Origin of the sequence: Parabacteroides sp. ASF519 (assembly GCF_000364265.2) — a bacterium.
Lineage (GTDB): Bacteria > Bacteroidota > Bacteroidia > Bacteroidales > Tannerellaceae > Parabacteroides > Parabacteroides goldsteinii.
In genome coordinates, this window is record NZ_AQFV02000006.1 from 6,429,098 (window position 1) to 6,444,049 (window position 14,952).

A 14,952-nucleotide genomic window follows, 5' to 3' on the forward strand; every position below is an offset into this window, starting at 1 on the left:
TATGAAAAGATTAAAATATATCGCCTATACAGCTTTATGCGCATCGTTATTCTTATCTTCATGCGACCTGGAACGTTATCCGCTAACAGATTTATCGGAAGAAAATTTTTGGGATGCTGAAAAGAACGGTTCATTGGCTTTAACTAGTTTATACAGGGGCAATATCACCAACGGGTTGGAATATTCCGTATCCGACTTCTGGTCGTATCATGGTCTCCTGTTCACAGAACATCTTACAGACAACGGATTTGACCGTCGCGGAGAAAACAATCCATTTTTCAAAATCTCCAGCGGGCAGCTACAGAATGACAACAGCTTCATTTCCGGATACTGGAGTTCGGCTTACAAACGTATCGGTATGTGCAACCGTTTCCTTGCCGGAATTGAAAGTGCAACCGAGTCAGAATCAAAAACACGTATGATTGCCGAAGCTCGTTTTCTGCGTGCCACACAGTATCATTACCTGGCTAGTTATTTCAAAGATGTTCCTTTAGTTACAACCGTTCTCACCGGTGAAGAATCAAACAACGTCACGAAAGAGACGCAAGCTAATATTTTAAACTGGTGTGCCACAGAATTTAAAGAAGCGGCCAATGATCTGCCTCGTTTCAGTGAAATAAAATCATCAGAAACCGGACGTGCATGCAAACAGGCTTCACTGGCATTCTTGGGAAGAACCTATATGTTAATGAAAGAATGGGCTAAAGGAGCTGAAACATATAAAGAGATTATCGACCTGGGAGATAATGACCTTCACAGTAAATACTCAGAATTGTTCTATCCCGGAACCGGCGTAGGCAATAAAGAGAATATCTATTATATTGCTTATCTGGAGAACTATTTCGGTTGTGGTTTGCCACAACACGGATTGTCAGCCAAAGACGGAGGTTGGAGTTTATCGAATCCTACCGCCGGTTTGTTCGAATCATATGCTTTCACCGACGGAACACCTTTCAGTTATGATGATCCACGTTTCAATCCGGATAATTTAGGTGAAAATCGTGACCCGCGTTTGGATTACACCATTTACTATAACGGTTCTACATTCATGGGAAGCGAATACCGTATGCATCCAGACTACGATGCATCAAAGAAAGAGCGTGTAGACTATTCCTCGGAGGCGTCCAAAACCGGATTTATGTGGCGTAAATATTACGATGAAAATCCGATCAATGATTTACAAAGTTATAGTGCCGTTACCCCGATCATCCGTTATGCAGAAGTACTGTTAAGTTATCTGGAATGTATGATTGAAAGCGGACAATCTATCAATCAAAACGTACTGGATGCAACAATCAACAAAGTACGCGGACGATCCGACGTCAAAATGCCTGGGACAACAGAAACCAATCCGGATAAATTGCGTAAAATCGTCCGCAATGAACGTCGCATCGAGTTGGCTTACGAAGGTATCCGTTTTTGGGATATTATGCGCTGGAATATTGCACACGAAGTATTGGTTGGTGAGATATGGGGTGCACCTTATCCTGGCTCTACAACTTATGCGGCTTCTACTAAATTCGTAGATCCGACAGGCCACTACCGTTGGTATGCAGGCCGTCGTGACTTCCGTAGTCCACAGGATTACACATGGCCTATACCATTATCCGAACAAAACATCAATCCGAACTTAAGATAAATAGGTTAATTAGGAAGGGAGGGATATCGGTTATTTATATTCCGGTATCCCTTTTTCTTTTTAAAGTAGACAATATCCGTTAAAAATACAGCGTACAGCAAGGCGGATATAGAAAAAATGCAGACCTTTAGTTCCTAAACAAAAATATCATAAACTTATATATACTTTAAATATTATGAAATCAAACGTATTGATCGGTCTCGGACTGGGAGCTTTTTTATTCTCCCCCTCCACCTCTCATGCCCAAAAGGCGAAAGAGGCAAAGACCCCGAATGTCATTTTTATCTATGCCGACGACCTCGGTTATGGTGACCTGGAATGCTATGGAGCAACCCGCGTACAAACGCCAAATGTAAACAAACTGGCAGACAGTGGTATCCGCTTTACCAACACACATGCAACAGCAGCCACCAGTACCCCATCCCGTTATTCCCTGCTTACCGGAGAATATGCCTGGCGCAGACCCGGTACGGACATCGCTGCCGGTAATGCCGGAATGATTATCCGCCCGGAACGCTATACCATTGCCGATATGTTCAAAAATGCAGGCTATACAACAGCTGCCCTGGGTAAATGGCATCTGGGACTGGGCGACAAGACTGCCGAACAGGACTGGAACGCTCCTCTGCCTGCCGCATTAGGTGATTTAGGATTCGACTATTCCTATATCATGGCAGCGACAGCCGACCGTGTTCCCTGTGTATTCATCGAAAACGGAAAAGTGGCCAACTACGACCCGTCCGCTCCTATCGAAGTAAGTTATCAGAAACCTTTCGAAGGCGAACCTTTAGGAAAAGATCATCCGGAACTTCTATATAACCTGAAGCATAGCCACGGCCATGATATGGCTATCGTAAACGGTATAGGACGTATCGGTTATATGAAAGGCGGCGGCAAGGCTTTATGGAAAGATGAAAACCTGGCAGATTCCATCACAACACATGCCCTCGATTTCATCAAAGCAAACAAGGATAAACCCTTCTTCATGTATTTCGCGACAAACGACGTACATGTTCCCCGCTTCCCGCACGACCGCTTCAGAGGCAAGAACCCGATGGGACTGAGAGGCGACGCTATCGTGCAGTTTGACTGGAGTGTCGGACAAATCCTCGACGAACTCGACAGGCTGGGACTGAGAGAAAACACCTTGATCATCCTTTCCAGCGACAACGGTCCTGTTGTGGATGACGGTTATGCAGATCAGGCAGAAGAACTGCTGGGCGATCATAAGCCGGGCGGTCCGTTACGCGGCGGTAAATATAGTGCCTTCGAAGCCGGAACCCGTATCCCTGCTATTGCAAGCTGGCCGAAAGAAATAAAAAAAGGCCAAGTCTCTGACGCATTAATGTCGCAGGTTGACTGGTTCGCTTCACTGGCAGCACTGACAGGTTCCGTTCTTCCCAAGGGAGCAGCCCCCGACAGTTACAATTATCTGGGTACCTTGTTAGGAACAGACAATGCCGACCGTCCTTGGGTGATCGAACAGGCATCCGACCATACGTTATCTGTCCGCACAAAAGACTGGAAATATATTGAAACCAGCAACGGACCGAAAATAGTTCCCTGGGGACCGAAGATCGAGACCGGTTATTCCAAAACTCCTCAACTGTACGATATGACACAGGTAGGCGAACAGGAAAACCTCGCTGAAAAACGTCCGGAAGTCGTTTATCAGTTACAGGAAATTCTGAAAGGTGTACGTAACAATACAGTCAAACCTAAATAATCAGATTTTATCTGTTTAGACTATAAATCAATGGTCCGAAGCGAAAGTTCCGGGCCATTTTTATGTTTTTACCTTTTTTTATCAGGGAATAGGCATTATCTTTGTGGCAATTTGGCAGAAAATAAAAGGATAATGCTGGGACTTATTAGTAAAGGAATTGTGATAGGCGTACTTGTATCAGCCCCTATGGGCCCGATAGGTATGTTGTGTATACAAAGAACATTGAACAAAGGACGTTGGCACGGTTTCGTTACCGGCCTGGGAGCAGCCTTATCGGATGTCATCTATGCGGCACTGACCTGCCTGGGAATGGGAGTTGTCGTCAACTTCGTGGAAGCCAACCAGGCACCTCTCCAACTAATGGGCAGTATCGTTCTCGGTCTTTTCGGTTACTACATATATCAATCCAATCCTGTAAAAAACTTAAAAAAGCAACGTGAAAAAAAGTTATCGTTCACACAGGATTTTATTACAGCTTTTCTTCTTACCTTTAGCAACGTATTAATCGTGCTGCTATATATAGGACTGTTTGCGCGTTTTGGATTTGTGTTGCCGGATCATTCCGTCTGGATGTTGGTGGGAGGAATAATATGCATAGGAATAGGTGCCGTCCTTTGGTGGTTCGGCATCACATATATAGTTGCGAAATTAAAAAAGTGGTTTAATGTACGGGGAATATGGTTATTGAATCGGATTGTAGGGACAGTCATCATTATATTGGCTATTGTAGGGGTATTATCGGTACTCCTCACCTCATATTTCCATTTGCCGTTGCTCCAAATCTATAATTAACATGAAGAAGCTTAAAGTACCTTATTTAGTAACGCTGGATGTGCTGGATTTATCATCAGTCGGTTTTCTGTTGGAAAACAAAGCCCAGCGAGAGTATATCGATGTCATCAATTGGGAAGAATACCCTTATAAACCAATTGTCGCTTTCGATATTGCGCGAACGGATGAAAATCTTTATATCCGTTATTTCGTAAAAGGGAATTCATTAAAGGCTGTTCACAGCTCAGACGGTTCCCCGGTTTATACAGATAGTTGTGTCGAGTTTTTCATGAAAACGGTCGATGATCATAACTACATGAATTTCGAGTTCAATTGTATCGGAACCTGTGATGCTGCCCGCCGCCAGTCGCGTGATATCAAAAGATCGCTAAACACCGATGAATACACTTCTATCCGTCGGTATTCATCCATAGAGAACAAACCTTTTTCAGAAAAGACAGGTGTATTCTCCTGGGAGTTGGTCGTATCTATCCCCTTCAGGCTCATGGGACTCGATCCGGAAAACCTGCCGGAAAAGATTCTGGGCAATTTCTACAAATGTGCGGACGATACAGAATATCCCCACTTTGTCAGCTGGAACCCGATAGACCTCCCAAGCCCCGACTTCCACCGTCCGGAGTTTTTCGGAGAGATTTATTTATAAAATATCAACTATTCCCGGAGAGTATATCCCGGGAATAGTTCAATTACCTAATCCTCCTGATATGCCTTTTACCACTCTATTGATTGACGATGAACCGGCTGCACATTACGCATTGAAAGAGTTGCTCAAAAATCATGCTGATACAATTCAAATTGCGGGAGAAGCCTTTTCCGGCAAAGAAGCTATTTCGTTATGTGAGAAACTAAAACCGGAACTTCTCTTTCTGGATATCAGAATGCCGGATATGAATGGCTTCGAGGTGCTGGAACAGCTATCTTCTCAACCCTACGTTATCTTTTCCACCGCTTATGATCAATATGCTATTCAGGCTTTTAATGAAAATTCGATCGACTATCTGTTAAAGCCTATAGAAGAAAAACGTTTCGAACAATGTATTCATAAACTAAAGCGATTAAACCTGAAATCGCCAGCTATCAATTATACAGAATTAAATCAGCTGTTCACCCAACTTCAAAAAAGCCAAAAGAAAGCAAGCGCCATTCCTATTCATGTTCAATCTAAAATCATATTGGTCCGCTGTTCCGATATTACATTTTGTAAATCGGCAGACGGTTACGTTTCTTTGTTTACAGACGAAGGTAAAGAGTATATATCCGACCTCAACCTGAGTCAATTGGAAGAACGTCTTCCGAGCTCGTTCCTACGTGTCCAAAAGTCATATATCGTTAATAAAGAGAAGATAGAAGAGATACATAAATATTTCAATAATCGGCTCATTCTGGTTATGAGTGATAAACCCCATACCCATATAACCACCGGAACCAGCTATATAACAGTGATCCGGGAAGAGCTCGATTTATAGTTACAGTCCGATAATACAGGTTTGCCTTTCATTTTTTCAGGTTCAAAGAATTTCACTTTCAGAACATCTTCTAACCTGCTAGATTTGCCTTACTATTAATTAAATGAATGAAACAATGAAAAGACTTTATTACATTTTATTCTGTCTTCTGTTTTTCTGCCAACTAAGAGGACAACAGGCAACTCTCATCATCATTCCGGAAAAGGAAAACAAAGAAATCAGCTATCAATTTTCAGATAGCGAACATCTTCCTTTTTATACATTATTTCAAACGAAACAGGCAGAACCTGATGGGGTCTTCCATATCAGCTTACCCGTACAACAACCAGTAGTCCTCAATCTTCTGACAGAAGATCGTTTATCTTTTCGTGTCTATCTGACAAAAGACAGCCACGATACAATCCGGATCCGAAATAACCAACCCTTCTTTTCCGGGACCAATACCATTTATAATCAATGCTTGCAAGAAATACAAAAAACAGAAGAGTATTGCCACAGCATTTCCTATTCCAAGCATCATGAACTTCACGCGGTCGATTCACTGAAAGAATTTACACAGATTGTCAATAACAAACAGGCCGAATTAATAACTTTCCTTAAAGGTCAAAACGTATCTTCCGATTTTATTCATAATCAGAGTCATATTATAAATTGCATGTTTACACATTTGTTTTATAAAAAGATATTGAACCTCTACAACAATCGAAAAATAACCGACGAATGGCTTAAAGAGATAAAAAAACAACTTTCGTTTGACTTCCAAGAAGGGGCAAACCTTTGCTATTCGGAATATGAACGAATGCTATATATGAACACAACCATTAATTACTTCATTATTGAAAAACATTCCCCACAGGATATAGACAGGGACAAGATCAATACATTTCTTTTGAATGAATATAAAAAGAAGAGAACAGGGAAATACCTGGAATATGCCTGGGCCAGTTTAATCTATAATGACATTTTTCAACGTGATTTCAGTGAAGACATACCTTCCCTTTACGATCAGTTCTGTTCTGAGTTTCCACAAAGCGAATTCATCGGCATATTATCTCCTGAAATAGAGAAAATCAGACAATTTCATCATATACCGGAAACTTCCAACAATATAACCATTCTTCCCACAGATACCATACTAAAAAATCTGGAAGAAGCCGTACATCCTTTCATAGGGAAAATCGTCTATATCGATTTATGGGGAACTTGGTGCGGCCCTTGCCAGAAAATGTTTGCATATAGTAAGGCATTAAAAAATGCAACTAAAGAAATGGACATTATCTATTTATATATTTCACTGGACCGTCCGGAAAATCGGGATAAATGGAAGAAAATGGTTTATTATTACAAACTGGAGGGATACCACTTACAGGCAGGAATCACATTGGCCAAGTCTCTCTATGCATCACTGGGAAATAAAGGGATGTTAGCCATTCCACAATTTATAATCATCGGGAAAGATGGAAAAATAGCGATAGAAAAAGCTGCCGCCCCCGATAATCTGGAAAAAGTCGTTGAACAATTAAAACAAGTAAGCAATGAATAACGGATATACAATGAATTATTATATAGAAGGAGTAATATTTATAATAACAATCGCTATTATCACGTATCCCTTTCTATCTTTCATTCTCAAAAAAGTCATCTCCAACAAATGGCTTAACAGACTCAGTTTTATACTGATTTCATTAGGTGGCCAGGTGATATACCTGGAAAAATACAATGACCCTATTAGCATAAAACTAGTCATTTCACTCTTTTTCTCTTACATTCTTTTTCATCTTATTGCAGACCAACTATACCGGCTCAATAAAGAATGGAGGATAATTCTTGAAACTTTACTTACCGGAGGTTTACTCATGGGTACATTAACCATTGTAGCCTTAGCCGGAAATTATCAAATCACAAAAATCATTACAGAAAGATTTCCTGACGGAAGTTATAGCTTTATTCCCGGTCATTTTGATGAGATGCTGGAAACAACAGTGATCTTTTCCATTATATTAATTGCTTCCAGGTACTTCTATACTTACCTACTGGAAAAAGCAGAAGAAAAAAAACAACGTAAGATAAAAGAAACTATCCTGGAAAAAGAGCTGATCCATGCTCAACTGGAAGCTCTTCATGCTAAAATTAACCCTCATTTCTTATACAATTCTCTCAATACGATTGCCGGACTCGCTCTCGTCGATGGAGAAAAAACCAGACAAATGGCATTGGCCCTCTCTCGTTTTTTCAGATACAGCATTAATAAGGAGCAAACAAATTTAATCTGTGTTTCAGAAGAGATCGAAATGATAAACACGTATCTGGATATAGAGAAAATACGTTTCGGGAACCAACTAGATTATAAAATAGAATGCGATACAGAATGTGAAAAAGAACTCATTCCCAGAATGTTACTTCAGCCACTTGTAGAAAACAGCATTAAGCATGGTTGGAATGTAGATTTGAATTCTATTCTTATACGGATTGTCATTAGAAAAGATAACAACCGGCTCATTATCTCAGTAAAAGATTCCGGAGCCCCTTTCAAGCCAGGCTTCATTCCCGGATATGGATTACAAAGCATCTATGATAAATTAGAACTTCTTTTCCCGAACAAGCATGATCTGTCAATCATTTCCCATCCGGAAAAAGAAGTCCGCATTATGATCAAGGTAACATCTCCGTCAAAATCTTAGTCACCTCTTCTGCCGAAGGATGGATTGCCAAAATCTTTCCATCCTTATCTACCAGATAGGTGCAGCCGCCACTGTTGCCGGCACCGTACATTTCCCAGATATTTCCTTTATCGTTCAGTTCGACTAAGTTCAACCAGGGGTATTTGTCCTGTTCGATTGCCTTTTTCATGGCATCCGTGTTATTATTTTCACGGGCAATGCCGACTACGGTGAATCCTTTGTCTTTAAATGCTTCATAAATAGGGATCATGCTGGATGACAAACGGCGGCACGGTCCGCACCAGGAAGCCCATAAGTCGATTAAAGCAACTTTCCCTTTTATCTGATCCGAAAGTTTTACCATATTCCCTTCAAGGTCGGGGGCAGAAAAGTCAATGTAAGAACCTCCAACCTTTACATTCAAACTCGCAATGATACGCTCCATATCCGTGATATAAGGATGGGAAGAGAATTTTTCTTTATACTTGTTTTCAAATATATCCTGATAGACGGAAACATCTTCCTCCCCCGGACTATAGCGGGCCATCATAATAGCGCGGTCAAGCATCTGTTTCAAAATACATAAGCCGTTCAATGTCGGTTCTTTTTGCATATAATCAAGTTTCCATTGCCGAATGCCCTCAAAATATTCTTTATACTTCTTATTCAGCGCAATGCCTTCTTCCGAGAACTCTTTTCCGGCTTTGTTCAAACGGTCATATTCCGGATAAAGCGTTCTCCGTTCTTCGTCCGTTTTCGCAGCAGATATACGTTTCTTTAAATCATACATTTCTTTTGAATAATAGCGTTCCTCCTGATCCAGGGCATCCCGGTCCTTTTCCAATTGGTTCACAGGATACAATTTCTCCATTTCCTCCTGCATACGGATTTCTTCTTTATTCAAAGCGGATTCCGTTTGTAAGATACTATGCGGACGGTGTTCCATCGGGTAAAGAGTGAAATGTAAAGTCCCTTTCTCGGAAATAAAATAGGTCGGACGCCAGGCACCGTTCAAGTGCTCTTCCCAGAAAACCAGTTCGTAGGTCTCGTTTTCATTCGCAGTCAACGTATAACTGAATTTACCATCCCTGACAGGGATAGAAATAAACGGGGTAGTACGCATATCTTTTCCGGCACGTATCAATGTCAGGCGGGAACTTTCAGGGCGGTCTATTACTTCTCCTTCCAGCACACATTCAAAAGTACCGGGTTGAGCAGGCTGCTTTTTCAAATGTATGCCTTCGATATGGAAATCACCTTTTTCCGACCCTTCGATAAAACTGATGACTTCTTCATTCTCATCTACCGGCTCAAAGAATAACGTAGCCGGAGAATTGCCGGATTCAGGCATATAAATCTCCTTATCCAGTTCAAAATCGGACGATTTCAGTAATTTGTATTTCTTTCCCGAAGTAACACCTTCCAGATAGGCACCCGAAGAAAGGCGAACCCAATAATTCGGACGGTTGTACATTTCTGCATAGAGAATCGTTGCCGTATCTGTCAGCTCCACCCGATAAACTTCCATAATTGTTGTATTTTTATTATCAATAACCGGATAATCGATAACGCGGCTTTGCTTTGTACAAGCGACACTGAGGCAAATCATCAGAAAAAGTAATAGTTTCATTTTCATAATCAGTCAAATCAAAGGATTAATAATTTATCAAAAGTAAGTAATATGCCACAATAAACAAAAAAATAAGGATGGAAGTATACCCCCACCCTTATCTAACACACAACTCCCCAGATTATTTATTCTTATCTTTCGATAACTTCAATTCAATAACAAAAGCTATAATCAATCCGATACCCCCGAACAACAGGACTGATGCACCATATACCGTACTGATCAATTCACGCCGTCCCCAATTATCAATATCAAAATCTGTAAGCGACACAGAGATAATAAATCCGACCAGCAACCCCAATCCGATTCCTGCCAGCAAACATCCGGTTTTCAAAGAACTAAAAGAGAAATTAGTAGCCAGACGTGGTAAACCGATCTTCACATCGAAAGCGGAAGGCTCCAGTTTATCCCCGATCTTCTCAATAATAGCCAAACGTTCTTTTTTACGTACAAACAATTCAAACAAGCCGTAAATACCAGCACAAACTATTCCGACGATCAGCGGAACCATTATAAAATCCATCATAACAGTAAATATTAAATGTTATTATTAATTCGTTTATAAGTTTGACGCAGCTTCTTAGAAAAGGTTACAGGTTTCATTATATCTTCCATAAAAAAATCGCTTGAAAATGGAGAAATCACATTTTTATGTAATACGTATATAATCATCAAATAGGCAACGACAGTATGTTTGATGACATGATAAATAAAATAAGACAGCGTGGTGAACTTGTCATCGAGTGTTATCCAGTAGGTTACTGGCGATTATCTCAAAAGCAACCACTAACTAACTCATTAGTAATTAGTTGATATTACTATCCTGTACAGGAAAACCAACTACGGTGTACAGGGTAACCGGATAAGGTGTACACCCTAACCGACTAGGGTGTACAGGGTAGCTTTACCTGGTAAAGACCTAAGAGACAACAGGTAAGGGGGTATGTAATAGTTCCTCCTTTATCTATTTATAAGAAATGAAAGAACTAATTTAAAAAGTCACATTGCCGGATGAAAGGCAATGATAACTGATGCCGGCATTGCCGGAACGAAATGAGATTCATTTTTAACCTCCGTCGAGCGAAGCCTGCGCTGTATAAATCTCTCCCCAATAAAGTTTTCAAACTTTACCTTTCAGGTTTCAGGATACATAACTGCCTGAAAAATAACAAATCAACCTGAAAGATGCTTTATACAGGAAGTTGATTCCGGTAAGTAGGCATCCGTTCGTCACCCCGTAGTTATCTATTTGCCGGCGAGAAGTTATCCGTCCCAAAAGCATAGGTGTTCCGAATTGTCAAGACCGCTTTTGGGATGACAAAGTTGATATGTTTGAAGACAAAAGTCTTATATTTTGCCAGCAGCTATTTAACCTTGAATTCTCGTATACATTTTTTACAGTTTCATCCCTTCAGCCGGATGCATTGAAAAACATTCCATACAGGGCTTCTGAAAGCTGAATGCAATAGTATGCAATTCATAAGGAGGGCGAATCAGATAACAAACAGGCTTATATTTACGCTCTTGTATTTGATTCCAAGAATAGCTGTTTTCTAATTATAGAAATAAATGAACTATTTACTGTGTTACAACCAGTCTATAATTAGATAGCTCAATTTTGATAGCACCACATCGGTGCGCCAACTCTGAAATTCAGATTGCTACTTGCTTTTCACCGAATACGGTTTTAAAAGCCTTGTCGAGCATGATATTCACATACTTTTCCATAATCAATAGTTTTAGTTGTTTTATTACCCGATAGCAGGTAACGGGACAAATGTAGGCTATATTTTATTTAATCCAAACAGAGAAGGGGATTATTTGATTCAGGCGTAGAAAAATGTTTCACTTTTTTCAGTTGTAAGTTGTAACCAAATTGCCGAACTTGCGTCCATAAAGTAGGATGGAGTTGTATAGCGACGCATATTACATAGAAAGAGTACAAGCGGGAGATACAGGATGCTTTGCCTGTCTGCTCGATAGATACAGTCGTCCGGTTCATTCGTTAATCCTTAAAATGGTACATAGTAAGGAAGACGCGGAAGAACTGGCGCAAGATGTATTTATGAAGGTCTTTCGTAATTTGTCGTCTTTCAAGGGCGATTGTAGTTTCTCCACCTGGATTTACCGGATTGCCTATAACACGGCTATTTCGGAATTGCGCAGGAAGAGACAGGAATTTGTCGCCATTGAAGAATCGCAGATCAGCAATGTGTCGGAAGAAGAGGTCAGCGAAATGTTGGGACGTACTTCGACAACCGAACAACTCGATAAGCTGGAAGCGGCCCTCGAACAACTCCCCCCGGACGAAAGGGCACTGATACTGCTCTTTTATATGAAAGAGAAAACGGTGGACGAACTGACCGTGATAACCGGTCTTGGGGCATCCAATATCAAAGTGAAGTTACACCGCATACGGAAAAAGTTATTTGTATTAATTAAAGGAATGGAGGAAAATTAAATATGGACAGCAACAAAAAGAACCCTGATATACTGGAAAGCCTGTTCAGGCAAATGCCGGAAGAAGAGTTGCCCGCATCATTCCGTCTGAATGTGATGCAGCAGATTGCCAAAGAGACCGTCAAGGTTAAGAAACGGAACGAATGGTTCGGGTTGGCTGCTGTCATTGTGGCTTCGCTGGGGATGCTGGGGATGGCTGCCGCTTTCCTCTTCTACATGGATTTTCCACAAATAACCGTGCCGAAAATAACATGGCCGAAAATCGACCTCCCCATCTTTAGTTTTTATTTTTATATCGGAATACTAACGTTGTTCCTGCTGTTCCTTGACTATAAGCTGAGGAAGGTATTTCGTAAGGATGAGTAAAGACGAAACGGGCCCCGTTCTCGTAGGTGAATCAATGGAAAGAGTTCCGCCCAAACGGTCTGCGATCAGTGTACAGATAGATAACCCCAGACCGGCACCGGATTTATAGTCGTCCAGTTTTTCAAAACGCTGGAAAACTGCGGACTGTTTCTCTTTCGAAAACAAAATAACACATCAATAGTCCTCCAGCGGATATCAGTAATATCCAATCAGAAAAAGCAAGTGATATAAAGCATAAATTCCAAGGCAAAACTATTGTATATCAGAAAAAAGCATTACCTTTGCCCCGATTTTTGAGAGATGACAACATAATGTCTAACTTACTAATTAAAACAAACTTAAGTATTAACAATTAGAGAATGGAAAATTTAAAGAACATTCAGCCGGTTGAAGATTTCAACTGGGACTCCTATGAAAAGGGAGAAACTTACGGTGACGTAAGCAAGGACGACCTTGTAAAAACGTATGACGAAACCCTGAACACTGTAAAGGATAAGGAAGTCGTTATGGGAACCGTTACTGCAATGAACAAACGTGAAGTTGTAGTGAACATCGGTTTCAAATCAGACGGTGTTGTATCAATGGCGGAATTCCGTTACAATCCGGATCTGAAAATTGGTGACGAAGTAGAAGTTTACATCGAAAACCAGGAAGACAAAAAAGGACAGTTGATCCTTTCTCACAAGAAAGCTCGCGCTACACGTTCTTGGGATCGTGTTAACGAAGCTCTTGAAAAAGACGAAATTATCAAAGGTTACATCAAATGTCGTACGAAGGGCGGTATGATCGTTGACGTATTCGGTATCGAAGCATTCTTACCGGGTTCTCAGATCGACGTTAAACCGATCCGCGATTACGATGTATTTGTAGGTAAGACAATGGAATTCAAGATCGTTAAGATCAACCAGGAATTCAAGAACGTTGTTGTATCTCACAAAGCTCTTATCGAAGCAGAGCTTGAAGCACAGAAGAAAGATATTATCTCTAAACTGGAAAAAGGACAGGTTCTGGAAGGAACTGTTAAAAACATCACTTCTTACGGTGTATTCATTGACTTGGGTGGCGTAGACGGTTTGATCCATATCACAGACCTTTCTTGGGGCCGTGTTTCTCATCCTGAAGAAATCGTTCAGCTTGATCAGAAAATCAATGTTGTTATCCTTGACTTCGATGACGAAAAGAAACGTATCGCTCTCGGCTTGAAACAGCTGACTCCGCATCCTTGGGATGCTTTGGATCCGGACTTGAAAGTAGGTGACAAAGTGAAAGGTAAAGTGGTTGTTATGGCTGACTACGGCGCATTCATCGAAATCGCTGCCGGCGTAGAAGGTTTGATCCACGTATCAGAAATGAGCTGGACTCAGCACCTGCGCAGTGCTCAGGACTTCATGAAGGTTGGTGACGAAATCGAAGCAGTTATCTTGACTTTGGATCGTGACGAACGTAAGATGTCTCTGGGTATCAAACAGCTGAAAGCTGACCCATGGGAAGATATCGAATCTCGCTTCCCGGTTGGTTCACGCCACACAGCTAAAGTTCGTAACTTCACTAACTTCGGTGTATTCGTAGAAATCGAAGAAGGCGTTGACGGCTTAATCCACATCTCTGACCTTTCTTGGACTAAGAAGATCAAACACCCGAGCGAATTCACTCAGATCGGTGCAGAAATCGAAGTTCAGGTACTGGAAATCGACAAGGAAAACCGTCGTTTGAGCTTAGGCCACAAACAACTGGAAGAAAATCCCTGGGATGTATTTGAAACTATCTTCACAGTAGGTTCAATCCACGAAGGTACAATCATCGAAGTACTTGACAAGGGCGCTGTCGTATCCTTGCCTTATGGTGTAGAAGGTTTCGCAACTCCGAAACACCTGGTAAAAGAAGACGGTTCTCAGGCTGCTGTAGACGAAAAACTACAGTTCAAGGTAATCGAATTCAACAAAGAAGCAAAACGTATCATCCTTTCTCACAGCCGCATCTTCGAAGATGAACAGAAGGGCGCTAAGAAAGATGCTCCTGCTGGTGACAAAAAACCGTCAGCAAGACGCAACAACAAGAACGAAGAATCTTCTGCAATGGTAACTGGTCCGGTTGAAAAGACTACACTGGGTGACATTGAAGAACTGGCTGCTTTGAAAGAAAAACTTTCAGGTAAATAATCAGTATCACTGATAACCGATATAAAGGAGTTGTTTTTTCGAAAACAACTCCTT

Annotated in this window: 12 protein-coding genes and 1 pseudogene; 10 read left to right on the top strand and 3 right to left on the bottom strand. The window is 41.1% G+C overall.

What is annotated here, in order from left to right; genetic code table 11:
- The first annotated feature begins 1 nt into the window (after nt 1).
- The 7 genes from C825_RS25890 (at nt 2) to C825_RS25920 (ending at nt 8,304) form a co-directional block, all read left to right on the top strand.
- Nucleotides 2-1,639: a RagB/SusD family nutrient uptake outer membrane protein gene (locus C825_RS25890; RefSeq protein ID WP_010800703.1), complete on the top strand. Its 1,638-nt coding sequence runs from the start codon at nt 2-4 to the stop codon at nt 1,637-1,639.
- Between the two features lie 175 nt (nt 1,640-1,814).
- On the top strand, nt 1,815-3,365 hold the full coding sequence (locus tag C825_RS25895) for a sulfatase family protein (RefSeq protein WP_009859782.1): 1,551 nt from the start codon (nt 1,815-1,817) through the stop codon (nt 3,363-3,365).
- Nucleotides 3,366-3,497: 132 nt separating this feature from the next.
- Complete coding sequence (locus C825_RS25900) at nt 3,498-4,157, top strand: LysE family translocator (RefSeq protein WP_009859783.1); 660 nt, start codon at nt 3,498-3,500, stop codon at nt 4,155-4,157.
- Nucleotide 4,158: 1 nt separating this feature from the next.
- Nucleotides 4,159-4,800, top strand: coding sequence for a carbohydrate-binding family 9-like protein (locus C825_RS25905; protein WP_010800704.1), 642 nt, complete (start codon nt 4,159-4,161; stop codon nt 4,798-4,800).
- A gap of 61 nt (nt 4,801-4,861) precedes the next feature.
- Nucleotides 4,862-5,623: a LytR/AlgR family response regulator transcription factor gene (locus C825_RS25910; protein ID WP_010800705.1), complete on the top strand. Its 762-nt coding sequence runs from the start codon at nt 4,862-4,864 to the stop codon at nt 5,621-5,623.
- A gap of 115 nt (nt 5,624-5,738) precedes the next feature.
- Nucleotides 5,739-7,166 (top strand): TlpA family protein disulfide reductase, encoded by a 1,428-nt coding sequence (locus C825_RS25915; RefSeq protein ID WP_010800706.1) that lies wholly within the window; start codon nt 5,739-5,741, stop codon nt 7,164-7,166.
- Nucleotides 7,159-8,304, top strand: coding sequence for a sensor histidine kinase (locus C825_RS25920; RefSeq protein ID WP_010800707.1), 1,146 nt, complete (start codon nt 7,159-7,161; stop codon nt 8,302-8,304). Before C825_RS25915 ends, C825_RS25920 begins: the two co-directional genes overlap by 8 nt.
- On the opposite strand, the gene C825_RS25925 is transcribed toward C825_RS25920, so the two are convergent.
- Nucleotides 8,276-9,919: a peroxiredoxin family protein gene (locus C825_RS25925; protein ID WP_044215096.1), complete on the bottom strand. Its 1,644-nt coding sequence runs from the start codon at nt 9,917-9,919 to the stop codon at nt 8,276-8,278. The two genes, C825_RS25920 and C825_RS25925, sit on opposite strands and share 29 nt — an antisense overlap.
- A 115-nt stretch (nt 9,920-10,034) precedes the next feature.
- Nucleotides 10,035-10,439, bottom strand: a complete 405-nt coding sequence (locus tag C825_RS25930; RefSeq protein WP_009859786.1) for a DUF6249 domain-containing protein — start codon at nt 10,437-10,439, stop codon at nt 10,035-10,037.
- Nucleotides 10,440-11,816: 1,377 nt separating this feature from the next.
- Between C825_RS25930 and C825_RS25935 the strand changes: the two genes are divergently transcribed.
- Both C825_RS25935 and C825_RS25940 read left to right on the top strand, forming a co-directional pair.
- Nucleotides 11,817-12,374 (top strand): RNA polymerase sigma factor, encoded by a 558-nt coding sequence (locus C825_RS25935; RefSeq protein WP_010800709.1) that lies wholly within the window; start codon nt 11,817-11,819, stop codon nt 12,372-12,374.
- A gap of 2 nt (nt 12,375-12,376) precedes the next feature.
- A complete protein-coding gene (locus tag C825_RS25940; protein ID WP_009859788.1) occupies nt 12,377-12,739 on the top strand; it encodes a hypothetical protein in 363 nt (120 codons plus the stop codon).
- Here the strand turns inward: C825_RS25940 and C825_RS25945 are convergent.
- Nucleotides 12,651-12,892, bottom strand: a pseudogene (locus C825_RS25945) (ATP-binding protein); the annotation flags it as partial. The gene C825_RS25940 and the pseudogene C825_RS25945 sit on opposite strands and share 89 nt — an antisense overlap.
- A gap of 206 nt (nt 12,893-13,098) precedes the next feature.
- On the opposite strand from C825_RS25945, the gene rpsA reads away from it, so the two are divergent.
- The gene (rpsA, locus tag C825_RS25950; protein ID WP_009859790.1) at nt 13,099-14,898 is read left to right on the top strand and encodes a 30S ribosomal protein S1; all 1,800 of its coding nucleotides are present in this window, start codon (nt 13,099-13,101) and stop codon (nt 14,896-14,898) included.
- Nucleotides 14,899-14,952 lie beyond the last annotated feature (54 nt).

What these genes read in the sequence shown, in the direction of transcription:
- rpsA (WP_009859790.1), top strand. Translation starts at nt 13,099, where the DNA reads ATGGAAAATTTAAAGAACATTCAGCCGGTTGAAGATTTCAACTGGGAC.
- C825_RS25940 (WP_009859788.1), top strand. Translation starts at nt 12,377, where the DNA reads ATGGACAGCAACAAAAAGAACCCTGATATACTGGAAAGCCTGTTCAGG.
- C825_RS25935 (WP_010800709.1), top strand. Translation starts at nt 11,817, where the DNA reads ATGGAGTTGTATAGCGACGCATATTACATAGAAAGAGTACAAGCGGGA.
- C825_RS25925 (WP_044215096.1), bottom strand. Translation starts at nt 9,919, where the DNA reads ATGAAAATGAAACTATTACTTTTTCTGATGATTTGCCTCAGTGTCGCT.
- C825_RS25910 (WP_010800705.1), top strand. Translation starts at nt 4,862, where the DNA reads ATGCCTTTTACCACTCTATTGATTGACGATGAACCGGCTGCACATTAC.
- C825_RS25890 (WP_010800703.1), top strand. Translation starts at nt 2, where the DNA reads ATGAAAAGATTAAAATATATCGCCTATACAGCTTTATGCGCATCGTTA.
- C825_RS25920 (WP_010800707.1), top strand. Translation starts at nt 7,159, where the DNA reads ATGAATAACGGATATACAATGAATTATTATATAGAAGGAGTAATATTT.
- C825_RS25930 (WP_009859786.1), bottom strand. Translation starts at nt 10,439, where the DNA reads ATGATGGATTTTATAATGGTTCCGCTGATCGTCGGAATAGTTTGTGCT.
- C825_RS25895 (WP_009859782.1), top strand. Translation starts at nt 1,815, where the DNA reads ATGAAATCAAACGTATTGATCGGTCTCGGACTGGGAGCTTTTTTATTC.
- C825_RS25905 (WP_010800704.1), top strand. Translation starts at nt 4,159, where the DNA reads ATGAAGAAGCTTAAAGTACCTTATTTAGTAACGCTGGATGTGCTGGAT.
- C825_RS25915 (WP_010800706.1), top strand. Translation starts at nt 5,739, where the DNA reads ATGAAAAGACTTTATTACATTTTATTCTGTCTTCTGTTTTTCTGCCAA.
- C825_RS25900 (WP_009859783.1), top strand. Translation starts at nt 3,498, where the DNA reads ATGCTGGGACTTATTAGTAAAGGAATTGTGATAGGCGTACTTGTATCA.